The following is a 17,427-nucleotide window of genomic DNA, read 5'->3' as shown; positions in this document are numbered from 1 at the left end:
CATGAATAGTTTCGGCCTTGGCTAGAGTGCGTCCATGACCAGCGCCGCCAGCGACAGGCCCCGCACCGGCCGCCCCGCGCTCACCGAGGCCCGCCGCGCGGCCACCCGCCGCGAAGTCGCGCTGGCCGCCGCTCGGCTGTTCATCGAAAACGGTTACACCGCAACCACTGTCGAGGACATCGCCGCCGCCGCGGGCATGGGCCTGCGCACCTTCTACCGCTATTTCGCCGGCAAGGAAGACGTGCTGGCCCCGCTGCTGGCGCTCGGCACCCAGGCGTGGGCCGACGAGCTGGCCGCCTGTCCGCCCGAGGTGCCGCTGTGCGAGGCCCTGGCCCGCTCCTACCGGACCGCCACGAGTCGCACCGCGGCCGCCGAGGGCATCGCCGAGGCCGACCTGCGCCCGCTGGTCCGGGCCGTCACCCAGCTGCCGGCGCTGCGCGCCACCTGGCTGCGCATTCAGCAGGACACCGAGGCTCGGCTCGTGCCCCTCCTCGCTGCCCGCACCGGTCGCGCGCCCGACGACCTCGACGTGGTGCTCACCGCCGCCATGGCCAATACCGCCGTCCGCCTGGGCACCGAACGGTGGGCGGCCTCCGACGAACCGGGTTCCGCCGCCGACGTCGTCGAACGCTGCCTGGCGCGCATCGCCGCGCACACGCTGCTGTAGGCCGATTCCCCACGGCCGCCGCGGGGTTCGGTGATCAGCTCCGGGCGCTGCCGTGCCGCCAGTCGGCCCAGGGGATGCTCCAGTCGCCGTTCTGCCAGATGTCGAGGGGGTCGCCGCCGGTATTGCGGACCTCCACGACATCGCCGGAGACGACGAAGTCGTAGAACCAGGCGGCGTCGGCGGGGGAGATGTTCAGGCAGCCGTGCGAGATATCGGTATTGCCTTGCGCCCACACCGATTCGGCGAGTTCATGGACGTAGATGCCGTCGTGGGAGATGCGGACGGCGTGATTGATGCTGGTGCGGTAGCCCATCCGGGAGTTGGTGGGCAGACCGTAGGTGGCGGAGTCCATGATCACCGGATCCTTGCGGTCGAGGACGGTGTAGACGCCGGGACGCGTCCAGAAGGACAGCAGGCGACCGCCGATCACGGCGGTGCCGCCCCGGCCCATGGAAGTCGGCATGGTGCGCACCAGGTTTCCATTGTCGAAGACCTGAATCTGTTTGGTGTCGTCGTCGGCGATGGCGACGTGCGCCGCGCCGATGGTCACGCTGACGCGTTGATCCCGCGCGCCGTAGACGCCGTCCCCGAGTTCGATGCCGAACAGGTTGGCCGACACCGTGATCCGCGTTCCTGGCGCGTGGTAGTGCTCGGGCCGCCAGTGCGCGTTGCGGTCGTCGAGCCAGAACCAGGAGCCGGTGGTGGCGGGTTCGGTGACCACTCGCAGGCAGTTCTCGGCGGCCGCCTTGTCGATCGCCTGATCGAAGTGCGCGACGAGCACGAAACCCACTCCGTACGTGTCGTTTTCGGCGAGCTCGTTCTGATTGGCCGAGCGGAGCGACACGTCCACCAGCTGATCCGGTGCGACGGTCGGGTACGTGGTGGTCGCGATGATCTCCCCGGTTTCCCCGTGCGCCACCGCTTTCGCGGTATAGGTGTGGCCGTAGCCGAGCGGTTCGGTGGCGGTCCATCCGCGCCGATCCGGGGTCAGCGAGCCGGGTAGCGCGCGTCCGGTCTCGTCGATCCATTCCACCGTCGTGAGAGTGCCGCCGGTGACGGTGACGGCACCGGTGGCGCGCGGTGATGCCAGGGCGCCGGGCGCGGGGTCGAACCGAATCACCGCGGGCGCGGGCGGTTTTCGCGCTTGCGGATGGTCGCGGCCGCAACCGGCCAGCACCACCCCGCCGGCGATCCCGAGCAGTAGTTCACGACGTCGCACTCCCACCGTGGGCCTCCCTTCGCCGGACCGTGGTTCAGCCTGTCCCACCACACCCGCCACCGCCGAGCCGACAGGCCGCGTCGGCATCGATCCGTCGTCGAACCGACACCGTTCCTCGACCAAGATCGACCGGTGCGTCCGATCGGCAACGGTGGCCGCCCGCACCCGCTCGCACGCCCCTGACATCGCGAAACGGCCTACGAAATCGCGGTCCAGGTAACTGTTTCGGCAGGAATCAAGAACTCCAGCAACGGCTGGGTACATAGCGTGCAAGCCGGGCATGCCCCGGAGTTAGTGAGCAAGAAAGTTACGACCATGCGTAGAGCAACGGCGCTCTTCGCCGCATTACTGTTGGCACTCCTCTTTTCCACCATGACACACCTGACGGCTCCGAAGGCCAATGCCGATGACTGCACCGGTGATTGGGCGATCGGCATCGGCGGGCTCGGCGACAACACGTCGTCGATCTTCGCGCCGTACGTGAACCAGCCTGTCGGATACAACTCCGCCGACCCGATGTCGGGGTTGAACGAACTCGATCGGCTGTTCTGGCAGCACCGCAACGACTGCCCCGGCGATCACATCCGGATCATTGGGCACAGTGAAGGCGCCGGAATCGTGCACGCCTGGGTCACCGCACACCAGGATGTCGATAACGCGAATGCCATTCTGCTGTCGGATCCCAAGCGGGACGCGGGCCCGGGTTGGGCGGGACTGTCCTCGACTCCCGGCAGCGGGATCATCGGTTATCCCCTTGCGGGAGTCGATGATTGGTTCGGCGGCTTCCCGGTTCTGACGGTGTGCAACCACGACGACCAGATCTGCGACACTTCGGCCGGCTGGTGGGGTTACCTCTTCGGGGGAGCACATGGTCGTTACGATTTCAATGTCTGGGACTACGGCGACTGGGATTCCGGCGTCTGGTACCGGTAAATCGAGTGATTCGAAGGGGATCAGTAACCGAAAGGTACTGGTCCCCTTTGGTTGAACCCATGCCCCATCGAGGTGCACACCGCCGAACCATTGAAGGTGATCTGGCAGGTGGCCCCGGCATGGGTGATGGAGAACTGCGGATCGTGTCCGCTGACCTGAGCGATGGCCGCCAATCCCGGATTTCCGCCGGGCAGCGTATGGCTGCCGTTGGAATTCCATTCCGGATGCGCGGGCGTCGCGGCCGAATCGATGACTATGGCAGGAACATTCGGGAACGGGACCTGCGCCCCGGCGTACAGGACGTTCATGACCGCGGCGGGAACCGCCAGGTCACACCCCACCTCGCCGGTGCCGGCGATGGAACAGTTCCACTGGTCGAGCGAGAAATACACGGTGTCGCCGACCTGTACCGGACCGCCGGAGTCGTCGGCGTGCGCGCCGCCCGCTCCGAACACCCCGGCGGCAATCCCGAGAATCCCCCCGCACACCCACGCGGTAGTCGCTTTCACAGCTCTGGACACGGCATCTCCCTGATGCGCGAACGATTTACCGGCCAACTCGGCCATAGGGAAAACGTATCACTGTTCGGCGTGCACACGGCAGTTCTGTCGAGGGGGCTGACACGATTTTCGGCAATTTCCCGGCTCCGCGACCGCCACACCGGGATTCAGACCTTCAAATCATTGCGGTTGACGTAGAAGATATGGAAGCCGATGAGCCCGCCGAGCACCACCAGCCACTGCAGCGTGGTGACCAACGGAATGGCGTCGAGCGGCAGCGAATAGGCGACGACGATTCGAATGACGGCGTCCGCGGCGAAACCCGCGCCCCATACCGCGGACAACACCCGCAGCCGATGACGGAAACGAGCATCGCTGTCCCAGCGCGCATCCCATTCCCGATATCCGGCCTCACCGATTTTCACGGTGACGATGGTGCGAGCCATGCTGCGCATCATGGGATGCCGGGTGAAAAGCGTCGCCAGAATCCAGAGCCCGATCAGGCCGAACAGCCAGCTGTCGCGGACCATCAGCGTGCGGGGGTCACCGGTGACCAGGGAGACGACGGTGCCGATGACGATCATGGTGAGGGTGAACAGCGCGACCGCGTCCACCCGGCGATGCCGGACGGCGTCGTAGCCGAGGAACGCCAGCGCCAGCAGCGCCGGGGCGATCAACGCCGTCCACGGGCTGAAACCCGCCGCGCGCAACCCGTAGTACACCCCGAGCGGCAGGATCAGTTCCAGAATCACTTGGCGCGCAACATGTCTGCGCAATGCCGCCCGCTTCTGGGCGTCGGTGCGGTCGGTGACCATGATCAGGCATCCTTACGGGTCGCGCGGTCGAAGATGTCGGCGAGTTCACCGGCGGTGGCGGCGGCGTCGAAGTGCGGATCGAAGGCGGCTCGCGCGATGGCGGCGTCGAGGGCGCCGCGAATGGCCAGCACCATGACGGCTGGATCGAAGGTGCGAAACACGCCCTCGCGCTGGCCCGCCCGCAGAATCTCGGCCTGGGCCGCGGCCACCGCGCCGAGCTGATCGAGCAGCCCGAACAGGTGCGGATCGTCGGTGCCGGCATTGGCCGCGATGTTCGACAGTGCCCGTAGGTGTTTCGGGTACGCGTCGACCAGGGCGAGGTTGGCGGCGAAGAAGGCGCGCAGCCGCCCCTGATAGCCCGCCGCGGTATCGAGTTCGGCCCCGACGAATTCGGCCGACAGCTGCATGATGCGCGTGACGACCTCGCGGATCAGGTCGCCTTTGCCCCGGAAGTGATAGGAGATCATGCCGGTGCTGCTGAGCCCGGCCTGCTTGGCGATCTTGGCGAACGAGGCGTTCGCGTAGCCCTGATCGGCGATGACCTCGATGGCCGCGTCCACGATCTGGGCGCGGCGGGCGAGTTCGGTGAACGTGCGCTCTTGCTTACTCGAGTCAGAGTTTGCTTGCATGAGCAAACGGTACGCGGGTTTGCTCAACCGAGCAAGAGATCACCGGCGGTGATGTAAGCCAAAAGTGTTAGCCGACTATGTGCTGCCGTCTGATGAATTGGCCCGTCCACCCCGGCATCGTCGAGAGCGAACGGTGACGCACGGCGCGTCGCCCACCGACGAGAGGTGAACCGGATGATCCAGGCACGCGGACTCGGCAAGCGCTACGGCGACGTCCCGGCTGTCGACAACCTGTCCTTCGACGTGCGCCCCGGCGTGGTGACCGGTTTCCTCGGACCCAATGGCGCGGGCAAGTCGACCACCATGCGACTCATGCTCGGCCTCGACCACGGCAGCGGCCGCACATTGTTCGACGGCCAGACCCACGCCGAACTCGCCGACCCGCTGCGATCGGTCGGCGTGATGCTGGATGCTCGCTCGGTGCATCCCACACGCACCGCCATCGGGCATCTGCGCATGATCGCGGCCGGCGCGGGCATCGGCGAGCGGCGCGTGGAGGAGGTGCTCGGACTGGTCGGGCTGTGCGATGTCGCGGGCAAGCGGGCGGGCGGATTCAGCCTCGGCATGCGGCAGCGACTCGGCCTGGCCGCCGCGCTGCTGGGCGACCCGGCCACCCTCATCCTCGACGAACCCGCCAACGGGTTGGATCCAGAAGGCGTGCGATGGCTGCGTGATCTGCTCAAAGGGCTTGCGCGCCAGGGCCGCAGCGTCTTCGTCTCCTCGCATCTGCTCAACGAGATGGCGCATCTGGCGGATTCGCTCATCGTCATCGGCGCCGGCCGGCTGCTGGCCGCGGAATCGGTGGCCGACTTCGTGCAGCGCAATTCCGCCCCGCGTCTGGTGGCCCGCACCGATCGACCGCAGGCGCTCGCGGAAATGCTGAGCCGCAATGGCTTCCAGGTCCGGATCCAGCCCGACGGCGCGGTCGTGGCAGACGGCGACGACCGGCAGCGGGTGGCGGTCTTGGCCATGCAGGCGGGCCTGCTGGTGACCGAGCTGACCCAGGAGCGCACCAGCCTCGAGGAGGCGTACTTCCACGCCACCGCCGACGCCACCCAGTACCGCGGCCACATCGCCGCCTGAGACCCGCTGCTGCTTCTGGAAGGGATTCCCCTCATGTACAACGCGATTCGCTACGAACTCACCCGCCTGGCCACCGTGCGATCGACCTGGGTGCTGCTGGCCCTCGGCCTCACGCTGCAAGGTTTCATCGCATATCTGTCCGCGAGCCGCGATTACGCGACGCCCGCCGAGCAGTTCACCGCCTCGGTGCACGGGCTGCCGCTGCTGCTGGCCGCGCTGTTCGCCACCGCCGTCGCGGTCAACGCCTTCGGGCACGAATACCGGTACGGGACCATCACCACCACCATGCTCACCGTGCGCCGCCCGGGCCGGGTGATGGCGGCCAAGGCGCTGACCACCGGTGTGCTCGCCGCGCTCTACGGTGTCGCGCTGGCCGGTGTCACGGTGCTCGTGCAGGCCGCGGTCTCGACCGTGCCGAACGAAACCTCGCGCCTGGCTTACGCTTTCGCCGGCATGCCGGTGTATGTGACGCTGGCGGCGTTGGCGGGCCTCGGGGTGGCCGCCATCACCCGCAATGCCACGGTCGCCATGGTCGCGGCCATCGGTTTCCCGACCGTGGTGGAAACCGGTGCGGTGCTGGCCGGAGCGAACCTGCGGGTCATGCCGTTCCTGGCGGCGGGGCAGGCGGTGCAGCCGGGCGGCGGGAACGCGGCGCTGCTGGTGCTGCCGCTGTTCGCGCTCACCGCGGGTTTGCTAACAACGGGCGCGGTGCTGCATGCGCGTCGCGACGTGTGAGAATGCCGCGCCGACTAGGGTTGCCAGAGTGAGCGGGACGCGACGGGTCGGCAGGGTGATCCTCGACGTCCTGCTCGCTGTGATCTTCGGGGTGACGGCGCTCGACGAAGTGCACACCTCCTCGATGGGGCTGCTGCCCGGGGCCGCGGGCCCGCCGGTGGCGATCACCGTCGCTGTCGTGCTGCTGGTGCGGCGGGTGCGCCCGCTGGCGGTGCTCGCGGTCGCGGTGCTCGGATTCGTGTTGGTGGGCGCGGCCGGACCGGTGGTGCTGGGGATTTTCACGGTCGCGGATCGATACGGCAATCGGCGGCCGACCTGGCTGTCCGTCGCCGGGTCGCTGCTGATTCTCGCGGTGCCGTGGGGTGCGAGCACGTACCCGGCGCTGTTCTTCGGCCGCACCGCCATCATGGCGGTCGTGCTCTCGGTGCCGCTGCTGCTGGGCCTGTGGACCAGCCAGCGCCGGGAAACCGTGGCGGCCTTGCGCGACCGCGCCGAACAGGCCGAATGCGAACGCGATCTGCGCGCGGCGGCCGCGGTGGAGGCGGAGCGGCTGCGTATCGCGGGCGAGCTGCACGATATTGTGGCGCACCGGATTTCGCAGATCACCGTGCTGGCCGGGGCGCTCGAGGTCTCCGCCGACGGCAAGCCGGCCGAGATCGCGGCGACCATCCGCACCACCGGTTCGCGGGCGCTCACCGAGATGCGTGAGCTGCTGGGGATTCTGCGCACCTCGGAAGCCGGTGCGCCGCGCGACGATACCGGTCCTGTTCCCTTGCGGCCGGCCCCCGACCTGAGTGCCATCGCCGAACTCGTCGAGGTGGCGGTGGCCGCCGGGCAGCAGGTCGAACTCACCGCGCCCGCCGTGCTGCCACCGGTGGCCGGACCGGTCGGCCGGGCGGCGTATCGGGTGGTTCAGGAAGCGTTGACCAATGCGGCCAAGCACGCCGCCGGAGCCGAGGTGCGCGTCGACATCGCCGCGCTCGGCGACCGGCTGGACGTCGATGTCCGCAATGGGCGCGGTGATCCGACCGCGCTGGCCGCCGCGGGTTCCGGATTCGGGCTGGTCGGCATGCGCAAACGAGTCGAGCTGGCCGGTGGCGCACTGCATTCCGGTCCGCTGCCCGGCGGCGGGTATCGGGTGCACGCATCGTTCCCATGGCAGGAGGGTTCGTGATCCGGGTGGTGCTGCTCGACGACGAGGAGCTGGTGCGTTCCGGCATAGCCATGATCCTGGAGGCCGGTGGCGGCATCGAGGTGGTGGCCCAGGACGGCGACGGCCGCGCCGTCGTCGACCTCGTGCACCGGCATCGCCCGGATGTGGTGGTCACCGACATCCGGATGCCGCATGTCGACGGTCTCGAGGTCACCCGCCGTGTCCGCGCCCTGCCCGACCCGCCCGCGGTGGTCGTGCTCACCACCCTCGGTCTCGACGAATACGTCTACGCCGCACTGGAATCCGGCGCGGCGGGATTTCTGCTCAAGGACACTCCGCCCCGCGAGCTGGCCCGCGCCGTCGAGGTGGTCGCCGCCGGGGACGCCATCCTCGCCCCGGCCATCACCAAACGCATGCTGACCGCCTTCGCCACCGGGCCCGGCGCTCAGCAGCCCGACGCCCTCGCCCGGCTCGACCAGCTCACCGACCGGGAACGCGAGGTGGCGCTGGCGGTCGCGACCGGCGCGGGCAATGCCGAGATCGCCCGCACCCTGCACATGAGCGAATCCACCGTCAAGGTTCACATCAGCCGCATCATCGCCAAGCTGGCGCTCGAAAACCGCACGCAGATAGCGATTCTGGTGCTGCGCGCCGGCCTGGCCTGACGCGCGGCGCGGGAAGTTTGCGCGTTGCGCTGCGGACCGGTTGGTGTTCCCGCACACTGGGCTCCACGCAAACGCCGTGTGAGGGCGGCGTTTTCACTCGGGAGCTCGTATGAACGCAAACCAGCCTCCATCCGGTGACGACGAACGCCGGCTTGCCGAACTCGGATACAAACAGGAATTGGCTCGATCGTGGTCGGGATTCTCCAACTTCGCCATCAGTTTCACGATTGTCTCGATTCTGACCGGCGGCTTGGCCAGCTATGGGATCGGCCTGCAGAACGGCGGGCCGATCACCATGGCGTGGGGGTGGCCGCTGGTCTCGGTGATGGTGTTGTTCGTCGGTTTGGCGATGGCCGAATTGGCTTCGGCGTATCCGACGTCCGGCGGCCTGTACTGGTGGGCCTCGGAACTCGGGGGACCGGTGTGGGGTTGGTTCACCGGCTGGTTCAACCTGATCGGACAGGTCGCGGTGACCGCCGCCATCGATTACGGGGCAGCGATTTTCACGACCGCCGTGCTGAATGTGATCGGCTGGGACATCGGGGTCGATCGGACCACCATCTTCCTGGTTTTCGCCGGGATCATCGTGCTGCACGCGGTGCTCAACGCCATCGGGCCGCATCTGTCGGCGGTCATCAACAATGTGTCGGCGTGGTGGCATGTGGGCGGCGTGGCGCTGTTCGTGCTGGTGCTCGGGTTCGGTGCGAATCATCACCAGAGCATCGGGTTCGTGTTCACCAAGACGGTGGACAACAGCGCGATCGGTTTCGGCGGGGTGGCGTTCAGCTTCCTGCTCGGTCTGCTGCACGCGCAGTACACGTTCACCGGCTACGACGCCTCGGCGCACATGTCGGAGGAGACGCACGACGCCTCGCGCATGGCGGCCAAGGGCATCATCAATACGATTGTGGTGTCGGCGATCGCGGGCTATCTGCTCATCATGGCGGTGACGTTCGCCATCCCGAATCTCGATGATTCGCTGAATCCGGACAAGAACAGCGGCTACCCGGTCATCTACATTCTGCAGAATTCGCTGAATTCGTTCTGGTCGGGGTTCCTGCTCATCGTCGCGGCGGTGGCCCAATTGTTCTGTGGCTACGCCTCGGTGACCGCGGCCTCGCGGATGCTGTTCGCGTTCTCGCGGGACGGCGCGGTGCCCGGGTCGAAACTGTGGTCGTCGCTGTCGAGGCGCAAGGTGCCGGTGAACGCGGTGCTGTTCGTGTCGGTGTTCGCGTTCATTCTGCTGATTCCGTCCATGCTGGTGCCGGAAGCCAATGCGCCCACCGCGTATGCCGCCGCCACCTCGGTGGCCACCATCGGCCTGTACATCGCCTACGGGCTGCCGGTGCTGCTGCGGCTGCGGCACGGTGACCGATTCCAGACGGGGCCTTGGCAATTGGGGCGCTGGTATCGGCCCGTCGGGATCATCGCGCTGATCTGGATCGTGATCATCAGCGTGCTGTTCATCCTGCCGACCGACGACCGCGGTTATCCGTGGGTGGACGGATTCACCTGGAACGCGGTCAATTACGCGCCGATCGCGCTGGTGCTGGTGGTCGGCGCGATCACGATCTGGTGGTTCGCCTCGGCCCGGCGCTGGTTCACCGGGCCGAAGCGCACCGTGGACGAACCGCCGGGGACCGAGGCTCCCGTCATCGCCTGAGCTAGATCGGTGTCACGTACGCGCCGGAGATGCCGCCGTCCACTAGGAACTGCGAGGCGGTGATGAAGGAGGAATCGTCGCTGGCGAGAAAGGCCACGGCGGCGGCGATTTCCTCCGGTTCGGCGAAACGGCCGGTGGGAATGTGCACCAGCCGACGGGCCGCGCGCTCGGGATCCTTGGCGAACAGCTCCTGCAGCAGGGGCGTGTTGACCGGTCCCGGGCACAGCGCGTTTACGCGAATCCCCTGGCGCGCGAACTGGACTCCGAGTTCGCGGCTCATGGACAGCACGCCGCCCTTGGAGGCGGTGTAGGAGATCTGCGAGGTGGCCGCGCCCATGACGGCGACGAACGACGCGGTATTGATGATCGAGCCCTTACCCCGCACGAGCATGTGCTCGATGGCGTATTTGCTGCACAGGTAGACCGAGGTCAGATTGACCTCCTGCACCCGCTTCCACGCCTCCAGCCCGGTGGTGAGGATCGAATCGTCCTCCGGCGGAGAGATTCCCGCATTGTTGAACGCGATGTCGAGGCCGCCGTAGGTGTCGACGGCGGTCTGGAACATGGCGCGCACCTGCTCCTCGTCGGTGACGTCCACCTTCACGTACAGGCCGGCGACCTCGGCCGCGGCGGCCTCACCGCCGGTGGCGTCGATGTCGGCGACCACGACCTTGGCGCCCTCCTGGGCGAAGCGCCGGACGGTGGCGAGGCCGATGCCGCTGCCGCCGCCGGTGACGACCGCGACGCGATCCTGTAAGCGCTGCAACATATCTCCTTCGGTCAGGGGGTGGATGCTTACTCGGTGGCGAGGAAGACGTTCTTGGTTTCGGTGAACGCGCGCGCGGCGTCGGGCCCGAGCTCACGGCCCAGGCCGGACTGTTTGAAACCGCCGAAGGGCGTCCAATACCGCACGGAGGAATGCGAATTCACCGAGAGATTCCCGGCCTCGACCCCGCGCGCCACCCGCAGCGCCCGGCCGACGTCGGAGGTCCAGATGGAGCCGGACAGGCCGTAGTCGGTGTCGTTGGCCAGCCGCAGCGCGTCGGCCTCGTCGTCGAAAGGCAGCACGGTCACGACCGGGCCGAACACTTCTTCGGTCAGCACGCGTTCGGTGGGGCTCGCGGGCAGCACCACCGTTGGCGGAAACCAGAACCCGGGACCGTCGGGGCGAGTGCCGGTGAAGGCCACCTTGGTGGACGGCTCCAGGAATTCGGCGACCCGGTCGCGGTGCGCGGCCGAGATGAGCGGGCCCATCTCGGTGGCGGCCTCGGACGGATCGCCCACCACGACACCCTGTACGGCCGGTTCCAGCAGCTCCAGAAACCTGTCGAAGACGCTGCGCTGCACCAGGATCCGCGAACGCGCGCAGCAGTCCTGCCCGGCATTGTCGAACACCCCGTACGGTGCGGTGGCGGCGGCGCGTTCGAGGTCGGCGTCGGCGAACACGATATTGGCGCTCTTGCCGCCCAGTTCGAGTGTCACCCGCTTCACCTGCTCGGCGCAGCCGGCCATGATCTGCTTGCCGACCTCGGTGGAGCCGGTGAACACCACCTTGCGCACGGCCGGATGGGTGACGAACCGGGACCCGACCACCGAACCGTTGCCTGGAATCACCTGGAACACATGCTCCGGCAGCCCGGCTTCGAGGGCGAGTTCGCCGAGCCGGATGGCGGTCAGCGGTGTCAATTCCGCCGGTTTGAGCACCACCGTGTTCCCGGCGGCCAGCGCCGGCCCGAACCCCCACGCGGCGATAGGCATCGGAAAGTTCCAGGGCACGATGATGCCGACCACGCCCAGCGGCTCGCAGAAGGTGACGTTCACGCCGCCGGCCACCGGAATTTGATTGCCCAGCAGCCGTTCCGGCATCCCCGCGCTGTAGTGCAGCACGTCACGGACGTTGCCGGCTTCCCAGCGGGCATTGCCGATGGTGTGACCGGCATTGGCCACCTCCAGCCGGGCCAGCTGCTCGCTCTCCGCGTCCACGGCGTCGGCGAAGCGGCGCAGCAGCCGTGCTCGATCGCCGGGGGAGACGGTCCGCCAGGTGTCGAACGCTCGCTGGGCGCGGGCGATGGCGGCGTCGGTGGCGGCCGCGTCGGCCAGTTCGATGGTGGCCACCACCTGCTCGGTGGCGGGGTTGACGACCTCGGTGATTGTCACCGGTTGCGCTCCTTTCCGTACTGTGTCGCCTGCTCGACCAGGGCCCGCATGAGACGGGCGTCGGTCGCGTTCTCCTCCGGATGCCATTGCACGCCCAGCAGGAACGGGCCGGCGCGAGTCTCGGCCGCCTCGATGATGCCGTCGGGTGCGTGCGCGGTGGCGGTGAGCTCGGAGGCGAGCCGGTCGATGGCCTGATGATGATGACAGTGCGCCTCGACTTCCGGACCGACGATCGCGGCCGTCCGGCTGCCGGGCACGGTGGCGACGGTCGTGACCGTGAAGACGCCGGGACTGCGAGAGTGGTCGCTGTGCCCGACGACGTCCGGGACATGTTGCAGCAGTGTGCCGCCGAGCGCGACGTTCACCAATTGCAGGCCCCGGCAGATCGCCAGCACCGGCAGGCCCGCGGACCGCGCCAGTGCGAACAGACCGAACTCGGACTCGTCGCGGTCCGGGCGCAGCGCCTTGGTGGCCGGGTGTGACGTCGCACCGTAACGGGCCGGATCGAGATCCGCGCCGCCGGTGAGCACCAGCCCGTCCAACCGGTCGACGAGCTCGGGGCGCGGTGTTCCGTTGGGCGGCAACAGCACCGGGATGCCGCCCGCCCGCCCGACCAGATCGATGTAGGTGCGTGACAGGACGGCGGCGTCCACGTCCCAATGCCCGAAGCGGGTGCGTTCGGCATAGGTGGGCAGTCCGATGACGGGCCGGGGCGCGGTGTCAGAGTCGTTCGAAGCCACGCACCCGCTCCCAGTCCGTGACGGCCGCGTCGTAGGCGTCGAGTTCGACCTGTGCGGCATTGCGGTAGTGGCGCACCACATCCTGCCCGAACGCCTGCTGCGCGACCTTGCTCTCCCCGAACAGCTGGGCGGCCTCGCGCAGGGTGCGGGGGACGCGGGGGCGCTGCGAGCGGTAGGCGTTGCCGTGGAATTCCGGTTCCAGCGGCAGCTGCTGATCGATGCCGTGCAAGCCGGCGGCGATGGCGGCGGCGACGGCCAGGTACGGGTTGACGTCGCCGCCCGGAATCCGGTTCTCGAGCCGGAGCGACGGCCCGTGCCCGACGACCCGCAGGGCGCAGGTGCGGTTGTCGCGGCCCCACGCCAGGGCGGTCGGTGCGAAACTTCCCGCTTGGAAGCGCTTGTAGGAGTTGATGTTCGGGGCGAGGAAGTAGATCAGTTCCCGCAGGCAATCCAGCTGTCCGGCGATGAAGTGCCGCATCAGCGCCGAGGGGCCGTCGCCGTCGGCGAACACCGGCTTGCCCTCGTCGTCGCGCAAGCTGACGTGGATGTGGCAGGAATTGCCTTCCCGCTCATTGTATTTGGCCATGAAGGTGAGGCTGCGGCCGTCCTGGGCGGCGATCTCCTTGGCGCCGGTCTTGTAGATGCTGTGATTGTCGCAGGTCACCAGCGCCTCGTCGTAGCGGAAGGCGATCTCGTGCTGGCCCGGATTGCATTCGCCCTTGGCGGACTCGACATACATTCCCGCGCCGGACATTTCGGTGCGGATACGGCGCAGCAGCGGCTCGATCCGCCCGGTTCCCAGCATCGAGTAGTCGACGTTGTACTGATTGGCCGGGGTCAGGTCGCGGTAGCCGGTGCGGTAGGCGTGTTCGTAGGTGTCGTCGAAGACCAGGAACTCCAGTTCGGTTCCCACGTAGGCGTGTAACCCGTGCTCGGCCAGGCGTTTCAGCTGTGCGCGCAGCACTTGCCTGGGTGAGGCGGTCACCGGTTGTCCCGGTTTCCCGTGCTGATCCACCTGCTCGACGTCGCACAGCACGAGTGCCGTGCCCGGCCACCAGGGGACCAGCCGGAGCGTCCGCAGATCCGGCCGCAGTACGAAGTCGCCGTATCCCGTCTCCCACGACGACATCTCGTACCCGTCGACCGTGGTCATCTCCACATCGACGGCCAGCAGATAGTTACAGGCCTCGGTCGCCTGATCCAGCACTTCCTCCACGAAATACCGTGCCGAACAACGCTTCCCCTGCAACCTGCCCTGCATGTCGGTCATGGCCACCAATACGGTGTCGATCGCCCCCGCCTCGACCTGCCGCACCAGCTCCGTCACATCCAGCATTCCGGCCCGCATCACGACCCCTCTCGACGTCAACGCCCCCACGCTAAGCGACCCCACCCCCCACGCGTGCCCGAATAGGCCACGAGATCATCCGCGTGTCCCCGCCGGTACCGTCGACCCCATGCCCGCTCCCGTATACCTGATCACCGGCATCCAGGCCGCAGGCAAATCCACCGTCGCCCAGGCGCTCGCCGAACGGCTACCTCGTTCGGCTCACATCCGCGGCGACACCTTCCGACGTTTCGTGGTGAGTGGCCGCGAGGAGATGTCACCCAACCCAAGCCCGGAAGCTCTCGCACAACTCCGCCTGCGTCATCGCCTCGCCGCCCAAACCGCAGACACCTACGCGGCAGAGGGTTTCACCGCAATCATTCAAGACGTCGTACTCGGCGACATGCTCCCGTACCTGATCAGCCAAATCCAAACGAACCCCCTCTACGTAATCGTCCTCGCCCCTACCCCAGAATCCGTCGCCCAACGCGAGGCCGCCCGCGCGAAATCCGCCTACGGCACCTTCACCGTCGCCGACCTAGACACCGGCCTCCGCAAAATCACCCCCCGACTCGGCCTCTGGCTCGACAGCTCCAACCTCACCGTCAACGAGACGGTCGACGAGATCCTCTCCCGCGCCGAACCCCAAAAGAACAAGAGATAAGAACAAACCCAAAGAAGAAAAGAAAAAGACGGCCTGGAGGAGGGAGAGAGGGTGGCCGAGCCTGCGAGGCCCCTCACCCACCAGCCGCCACCGGGAACAGCTCGCACCTCCCAGCACACCCACCCAGTATCCTCGCTCACCTACCAGCACACTCGCCCACCGGCCGTGAATCTGTCTCTGTGGAGTTGTCAAAGAACTTGCAGCGCTTGCGCTTTGGCGGAATCCCCCGAGTGGAGGGGCTTCGCGGTGTGCAATTGATCGGTTTGTCTCGAGAAGGTGATGCGTGCAGTCCGTGGGCCGGAATCGCCGGCTACGGCTCGCGACTGGGCGTCAGCCCCGGTCCGGCAGGGCAGGCGACGCCACCACACTGTTCTGTTGGCTTTGCGCACGCCCGGGTCGCTCGAGCGGCCCCGGGTTCATGCGGCTTGTGGACCCCACTGGTGGCAGCGTGCGGCGATGCTAGTGGCGACCCGCTGCCCGGCGTGATGTTTCTCGTTCACCCGAGGCGTACGCGACGGATCGATGACCGCTGGTGCGATCCAGCCGACCCGTCCGCGATGCGGGGAATCCTTGCCCATCATGACGGTGGTCCACCCGTACTCGCTGTCGTTGACCAGGGCGTGGTGGTGATCGCACACCAACGCCAGGTTGTCGAGATCGGTGGGACCGCCTTTGGCCCAATCGACTACGTGGTGGGCAGCGCACATCGCTGCTGGTGCGTCGCAGTCGGGGTGGGTGCAGCCTTTGTCGCGGGCGATCAACGCCAGCCGTTGCCCGGGGGTGGCGAGCCGTTCGCGGCTACGCCCCAGGTACAGCGGAATCCCATCCCCATCCAGCACGGCCAGCACCGGTTTGCTGCCGGCGGCCATTTTGAGTGCTTCGTTGATGGAGACGTGTCCGCCGGTGGCGGTGGTCGCGATCCCGGCACCGCGCTCGAGGTCGGCCAGGCTCATGGTCAATGTGATCTGGACGGGCAGTCCGCGATGGGTGCCGAGCTTGTTCATGTCGACCCCGGCTTGCAGCAGGGCGAGCAGCGCGTCGTGGTTGCGTTGCCCGGCATCGCGCCGGTCACGCCGCGCGGCGGCTTCCAGCACAGTGGAGTCGGCGACCGCGTCAGTGGCGGGACGGGCCTCGCCACCACCTGTGGCGGCAACGTCCTGGGCGGACCGGCCTTGGGCGGCAACACCCTGTCCGGCAGGACCCTGGGCGGTGAAACCCTGTGCGGCAACGCCTTCGGCCACCGCGTAGTGGGCGGCAAGGTCGTGGACGGCAAGGCCCTCGCTGGCAAATCCCTGGGCGGAAACGCCTTCGGCCACTACGCCGTGGGTGGCAGGACCCTGGGCGGCAGCGCCGTTAGCCCCAACACCCCGGGTCGCGAGGCCCTGGCCGCCAACGCCCTGGGCGGCGAAACCTTGGGCGACAACGCCTTCGACCGCCACGCCGTGGGCGGCAGGGCCGGCGGTCACCACACTGGTGGCCGCAACGCTGGTGTTCACAACGTCGGTGACTGCAGCACCGACGCCGCCACCCGCGACCACCGCGCCGGTCACAGCCGGACCGGGCAGGGCACAGACAGCAGCGCCAGACGCAGCGATGGAGTCGGGCGCAACGACAGCACCAGGAGTACGGGCAGCGCTGGAAGCACCCGGAACGCCAGGGCTTTCGGGATCGTCGGCGTTGCACATGCCCGGGCGAGCGAACTTCGCCAGCACCGCATCCAAGCAGGCCCGCAGCTCCGGGGTGATCCAGCCCTCCACCCACGACATGCCATCCACACCCGGCCGACCGATCACCAAACCGCGACGGCGACGGCGGTCGGCATCATTGATCACCGTGCCGTCCGGATCCAAACGCGCGATGATCTCGCGGCCGATCTTGGGCAGGTCGTCGGGGAACAAACCCTCACAAGACTGTTCCACCAGCACCTGCTCCACATCCACCCGAGTCTCGACCGGGATGTCGGTGGGCAAATGCGTCATGATGTCGACAATGTGGCGGACGTGGTCACGCGAGAGCGCACCCGCCGCAAAGGCTTCCGCAGCCACCGGCAAAGCCGCCGGGCGGGGGCGGCCGTTGGGTTCGGTGAACTCGCCGCATTCGCGGGTGATCTTCACCCGCACCGAGGCGTCGTGCGCGGACAGGCCCAGGGTTTGACGCAGGAACGGCACCAACTTGCCCGCACCACTGGCCTCCGGCAACGAACGATCCGAGGCTTCGATGATCAGCTTCGAATCCAGCGCCGAAAGTTTGCGCTTGCAGGTTTCCAACTGCTGCATCAACGCCACCACGTCGGCATCCGTGAACGGGGTGAGGCTGGCGTGAGCGAGGGTGGTCGAGAGGGTTTCTACTGCGGTCACCAGTTCGGTGATGCCGCAGTTGTCGAATGTCACCCCCATCGAATTCATGCCTCCATTCTATCAATCAATTCGGCTCGGGGGAACTGAATTGGCAAGTGATATAAGGATATTCAGAATGTC

The 17,427-nt window shown here is 67.5% G+C and carries 17 protein-coding genes; 8 read left to right on the top strand and 9 right to left on the bottom strand.

Going from position 1 to position 17,427, the window contains the following annotated elements:
- The first annotated feature begins 34 nt into the window (after positions 1–34).
- Complete coding sequence (locus D7D52_RS26260) at positions 35–667, top strand: TetR family transcriptional regulator (RefSeq protein ID WP_120740530.1); 633 nt, start codon at positions 35–37, stop codon at positions 665–667.
- 34 nt (positions 668–701) lie between these two features.
- Here D7D52_RS26260 and D7D52_RS26255 read toward each other — a convergent pair whose 3' ends face one another.
- Complete coding sequence (locus D7D52_RS26255; protein WP_246023299.1) at positions 702–1,892, bottom strand: L,D-transpeptidase; 1,191 nt, start codon at positions 1,890–1,892, stop codon at positions 702–704.
- Between the two features lie 261 nt (positions 1,893–2,153).
- On the opposite strand from D7D52_RS26255, the gene D7D52_RS26250 reads away from it, so the two are divergent.
- The gene (locus D7D52_RS26250; protein ID WP_222932678.1) at positions 2,154–2,819 is read left to right on the top strand and encodes a cutinase family protein; all 666 of its coding nucleotides are present in this window, start codon (positions 2,154–2,156) and stop codon (positions 2,817–2,819) included.
- A gap of 20 nt (positions 2,820–2,839) precedes the next feature.
- Here the strand turns inward: D7D52_RS26250 and D7D52_RS26245 are convergent, their stop codons facing one another.
- From D7D52_RS26245 to D7D52_RS26235, 3 genes are all read right to left on the bottom strand, one after another.
- Positions 2,840–3,340 carry a hypothetical protein gene (locus tag D7D52_RS26245; protein ID WP_162958546.1) on the bottom strand — a complete coding sequence of 167 codons (501 nt, stop codon included), beginning with the start codon at positions 3,338–3,340 and terminating at the stop codon, positions 2,840–2,842.
- 146 nt (positions 3,341–3,486) lie between these two features.
- On the bottom strand, positions 3,487–4,134 hold the full coding sequence (locus D7D52_RS26240) for a VC0807 family protein (RefSeq protein ID WP_120740524.1): 648 nt from the start codon (positions 4,132–4,134) through the stop codon (positions 3,487–3,489).
- 2 nt (positions 4,135–4,136) lie between these two features.
- Complete coding sequence (locus D7D52_RS26235; protein ID WP_120740522.1) at positions 4,137–4,763, bottom strand: TetR family transcriptional regulator; 627 nt, start codon at positions 4,761–4,763, stop codon at positions 4,137–4,139.
- Positions 4,764–4,937: 174 nt separating this feature from the next.
- Between D7D52_RS26235 and D7D52_RS26230 the strand changes: the two genes are divergently transcribed.
- The 5 genes from D7D52_RS26230 to D7D52_RS26210 all read left to right on the top strand — a co-directional run bounded on the left by D7D52_RS26230 (position 4,938) and on the right by D7D52_RS26210 (position 10,062).
- A complete protein-coding gene (locus tag D7D52_RS26230) occupies positions 4,938–5,846 on the top strand; it encodes an ATP-binding cassette domain-containing protein (protein ID WP_120740520.1) in 909 nt (302 codons plus the stop codon).
- A 33-nt stretch (positions 5,847–5,879) separates the two neighbouring features.
- Positions 5,880–6,581, top strand: coding sequence for an ABC transporter permease (locus tag D7D52_RS26225; protein WP_120740518.1), 702 nt, complete (start codon positions 5,880–5,882; stop codon positions 6,579–6,581).
- A 28-nt stretch (positions 6,582–6,609) separates the two neighbouring features.
- On the top strand, positions 6,610–7,755 hold the full coding sequence (locus tag D7D52_RS26220) for a sensor histidine kinase (protein WP_162958545.1): 1,146 nt from the start codon (positions 6,610–6,612) through the stop codon (positions 7,753–7,755).
- Positions 7,737–8,399, top strand: coding sequence for a response regulator (locus tag D7D52_RS26215; protein ID WP_120740514.1), 663 nt, complete (start codon positions 7,737–7,739; stop codon positions 8,397–8,399). The genes D7D52_RS26220 and D7D52_RS26215 overlap by 19 nt, the downstream gene beginning before the upstream one ends.
- Positions 8,400–8,508: 109 nt before the next feature.
- The gene (locus tag D7D52_RS26210) at positions 8,509–10,062 is read left to right on the top strand and encodes an amino acid permease (protein WP_120740512.1); all 1,554 of its coding nucleotides are present in this window, start codon (positions 8,509–8,511) and stop codon (positions 10,060–10,062) included.
- A gap of 1 nt (position 10,063) precedes the next feature.
- On the opposite strand, the gene D7D52_RS26205 is transcribed toward D7D52_RS26210, so the two are convergent.
- Genes D7D52_RS26205 through D7D52_RS26190 form a run of 4 tightly spaced genes read right to left on the bottom strand, consistent with a single transcriptional unit; the run spans position 10,064 to position 14,295 of the window.
- Positions 10,064–10,831 carry a 3-oxoacyl-ACP reductase gene (locus D7D52_RS26205; RefSeq protein WP_120740510.1) on the bottom strand — a complete coding sequence of 256 codons (768 nt, stop codon included), beginning with the start codon at positions 10,829–10,831 and terminating at the stop codon, positions 10,064–10,066.
- A 26-nt stretch (positions 10,832–10,857) separates the two neighbouring features.
- Positions 10,858–12,219, bottom strand: a complete 1,362-nt coding sequence (locus D7D52_RS26200; RefSeq protein WP_162958544.1) for an aldehyde dehydrogenase family protein — start codon at positions 12,217–12,219, stop codon at positions 10,858–10,860.
- Complete coding sequence (locus D7D52_RS26195; protein ID WP_120740506.1) at positions 12,216–12,959, bottom strand: gamma-glutamyl-gamma-aminobutyrate hydrolase family protein; 744 nt, start codon at positions 12,957–12,959, stop codon at positions 12,216–12,218. Before D7D52_RS26195 ends, D7D52_RS26200 begins: the two co-directional genes overlap by 4 nt.
- Positions 12,940–14,295, bottom strand: a complete 1,356-nt coding sequence (locus D7D52_RS26190) for a glutamine synthetase family protein (RefSeq protein ID WP_120744475.1) — start codon at positions 14,293–14,295, stop codon at positions 12,940–12,942. Before D7D52_RS26190 ends, D7D52_RS26195 begins: the two co-directional genes overlap by 20 nt.
- Before the next feature lie 121 nt (positions 14,296–14,416).
- Between D7D52_RS26190 and D7D52_RS26185 the strand changes: the two genes are divergently transcribed.
- On the top strand, positions 14,417–14,950 hold the full coding sequence (locus D7D52_RS26185) for an AAA family ATPase (RefSeq protein WP_120740504.1): 534 nt from the start codon (positions 14,417–14,419) through the stop codon (positions 14,948–14,950).
- A 416-nt stretch (positions 14,951–15,366) separates the two neighbouring features.
- On the opposite strand, the gene D7D52_RS26180 is transcribed toward D7D52_RS26185, so the two are convergent.
- On the bottom strand, positions 15,367–17,355 hold the full coding sequence (locus tag D7D52_RS26180; protein ID WP_120740502.1) for an HNH endonuclease signature motif containing protein: 1,989 nt from the start codon (positions 17,353–17,355) through the stop codon (positions 15,367–15,369).
- Between the last annotated feature and the right edge of the window lie 72 nt (positions 17,356–17,427).

The organism is Nocardia yunnanensis, from assembly GCF_003626895.1.
Lineage (GTDB): Bacteria > Actinomycetota > Actinomycetes > Mycobacteriales > Mycobacteriaceae > Nocardia > Nocardia yunnanensis.
Note: the sequence above shows the minus strand (reverse complement) of the source record. Positions and strands in the feature narration are given on the sequence as shown.

What these genes read in the sequence shown, in the direction of transcription:
- D7D52_RS26185 (WP_120740504.1), top strand. Translation starts at nt 14,417, where the DNA reads ATGCCCGCTCCCGTATACCTGATCACCGGCATCCAGGCCGCAGGCAAA.
- D7D52_RS26210 (WP_120740512.1), top strand. Translation starts at nt 8,509, where the DNA reads ATGAACGCAAACCAGCCTCCATCCGGTGACGACGAACGCCGGCTTGCC.
- D7D52_RS26230 (WP_120740520.1), top strand. Translation starts at nt 4,938, where the DNA reads ATGATCCAGGCACGCGGACTCGGCAAGCGCTACGGCGACGTCCCGGCT.
- D7D52_RS26215 (WP_120740514.1), top strand. Translation starts at nt 7,737, where the DNA reads ATGGCAGGAGGGTTCGTGATCCGGGTGGTGCTGCTCGACGACGAGGAG.
- D7D52_RS26260 (WP_120740530.1), top strand. Translation starts at nt 35, where the DNA reads ATGACCAGCGCCGCCAGCGACAGGCCCCGCACCGGCCGCCCCGCGCTC.
- D7D52_RS26180 (WP_120740502.1), bottom strand. Translation starts at nt 17,355, where the DNA reads ATGAATTCGATGGGGGTGACATTCGACAACTGCGGCATCACCGAACTG.
- D7D52_RS26240 (WP_120740524.1), bottom strand. Translation starts at nt 4,134, where the DNA reads ATGGTCACCGACCGCACCGACGCCCAGAAGCGGGCGGCATTGCGCAGA.
- D7D52_RS26205 (WP_120740510.1), bottom strand. Translation starts at nt 10,831, where the DNA reads ATGTTGCAGCGCTTACAGGATCGCGTCGCGGTCGTCACCGGCGGCGGC.
- D7D52_RS26225 (WP_120740518.1), top strand. Translation starts at nt 5,880, where the DNA reads ATGTACAACGCGATTCGCTACGAACTCACCCGCCTGGCCACCGTGCGA.
- D7D52_RS26190 (WP_120744475.1), bottom strand. Translation starts at nt 14,295, where the DNA reads ATGCTGGATGTGACGGAGCTGGTGCGGCAGGTCGAGGCGGGGGCGATC.
- D7D52_RS26235 (WP_120740522.1), bottom strand. Translation starts at nt 4,763, where the DNA reads ATGCAAGCAAACTCTGACTCGAGTAAGCAAGAGCGCACGTTCACCGAA.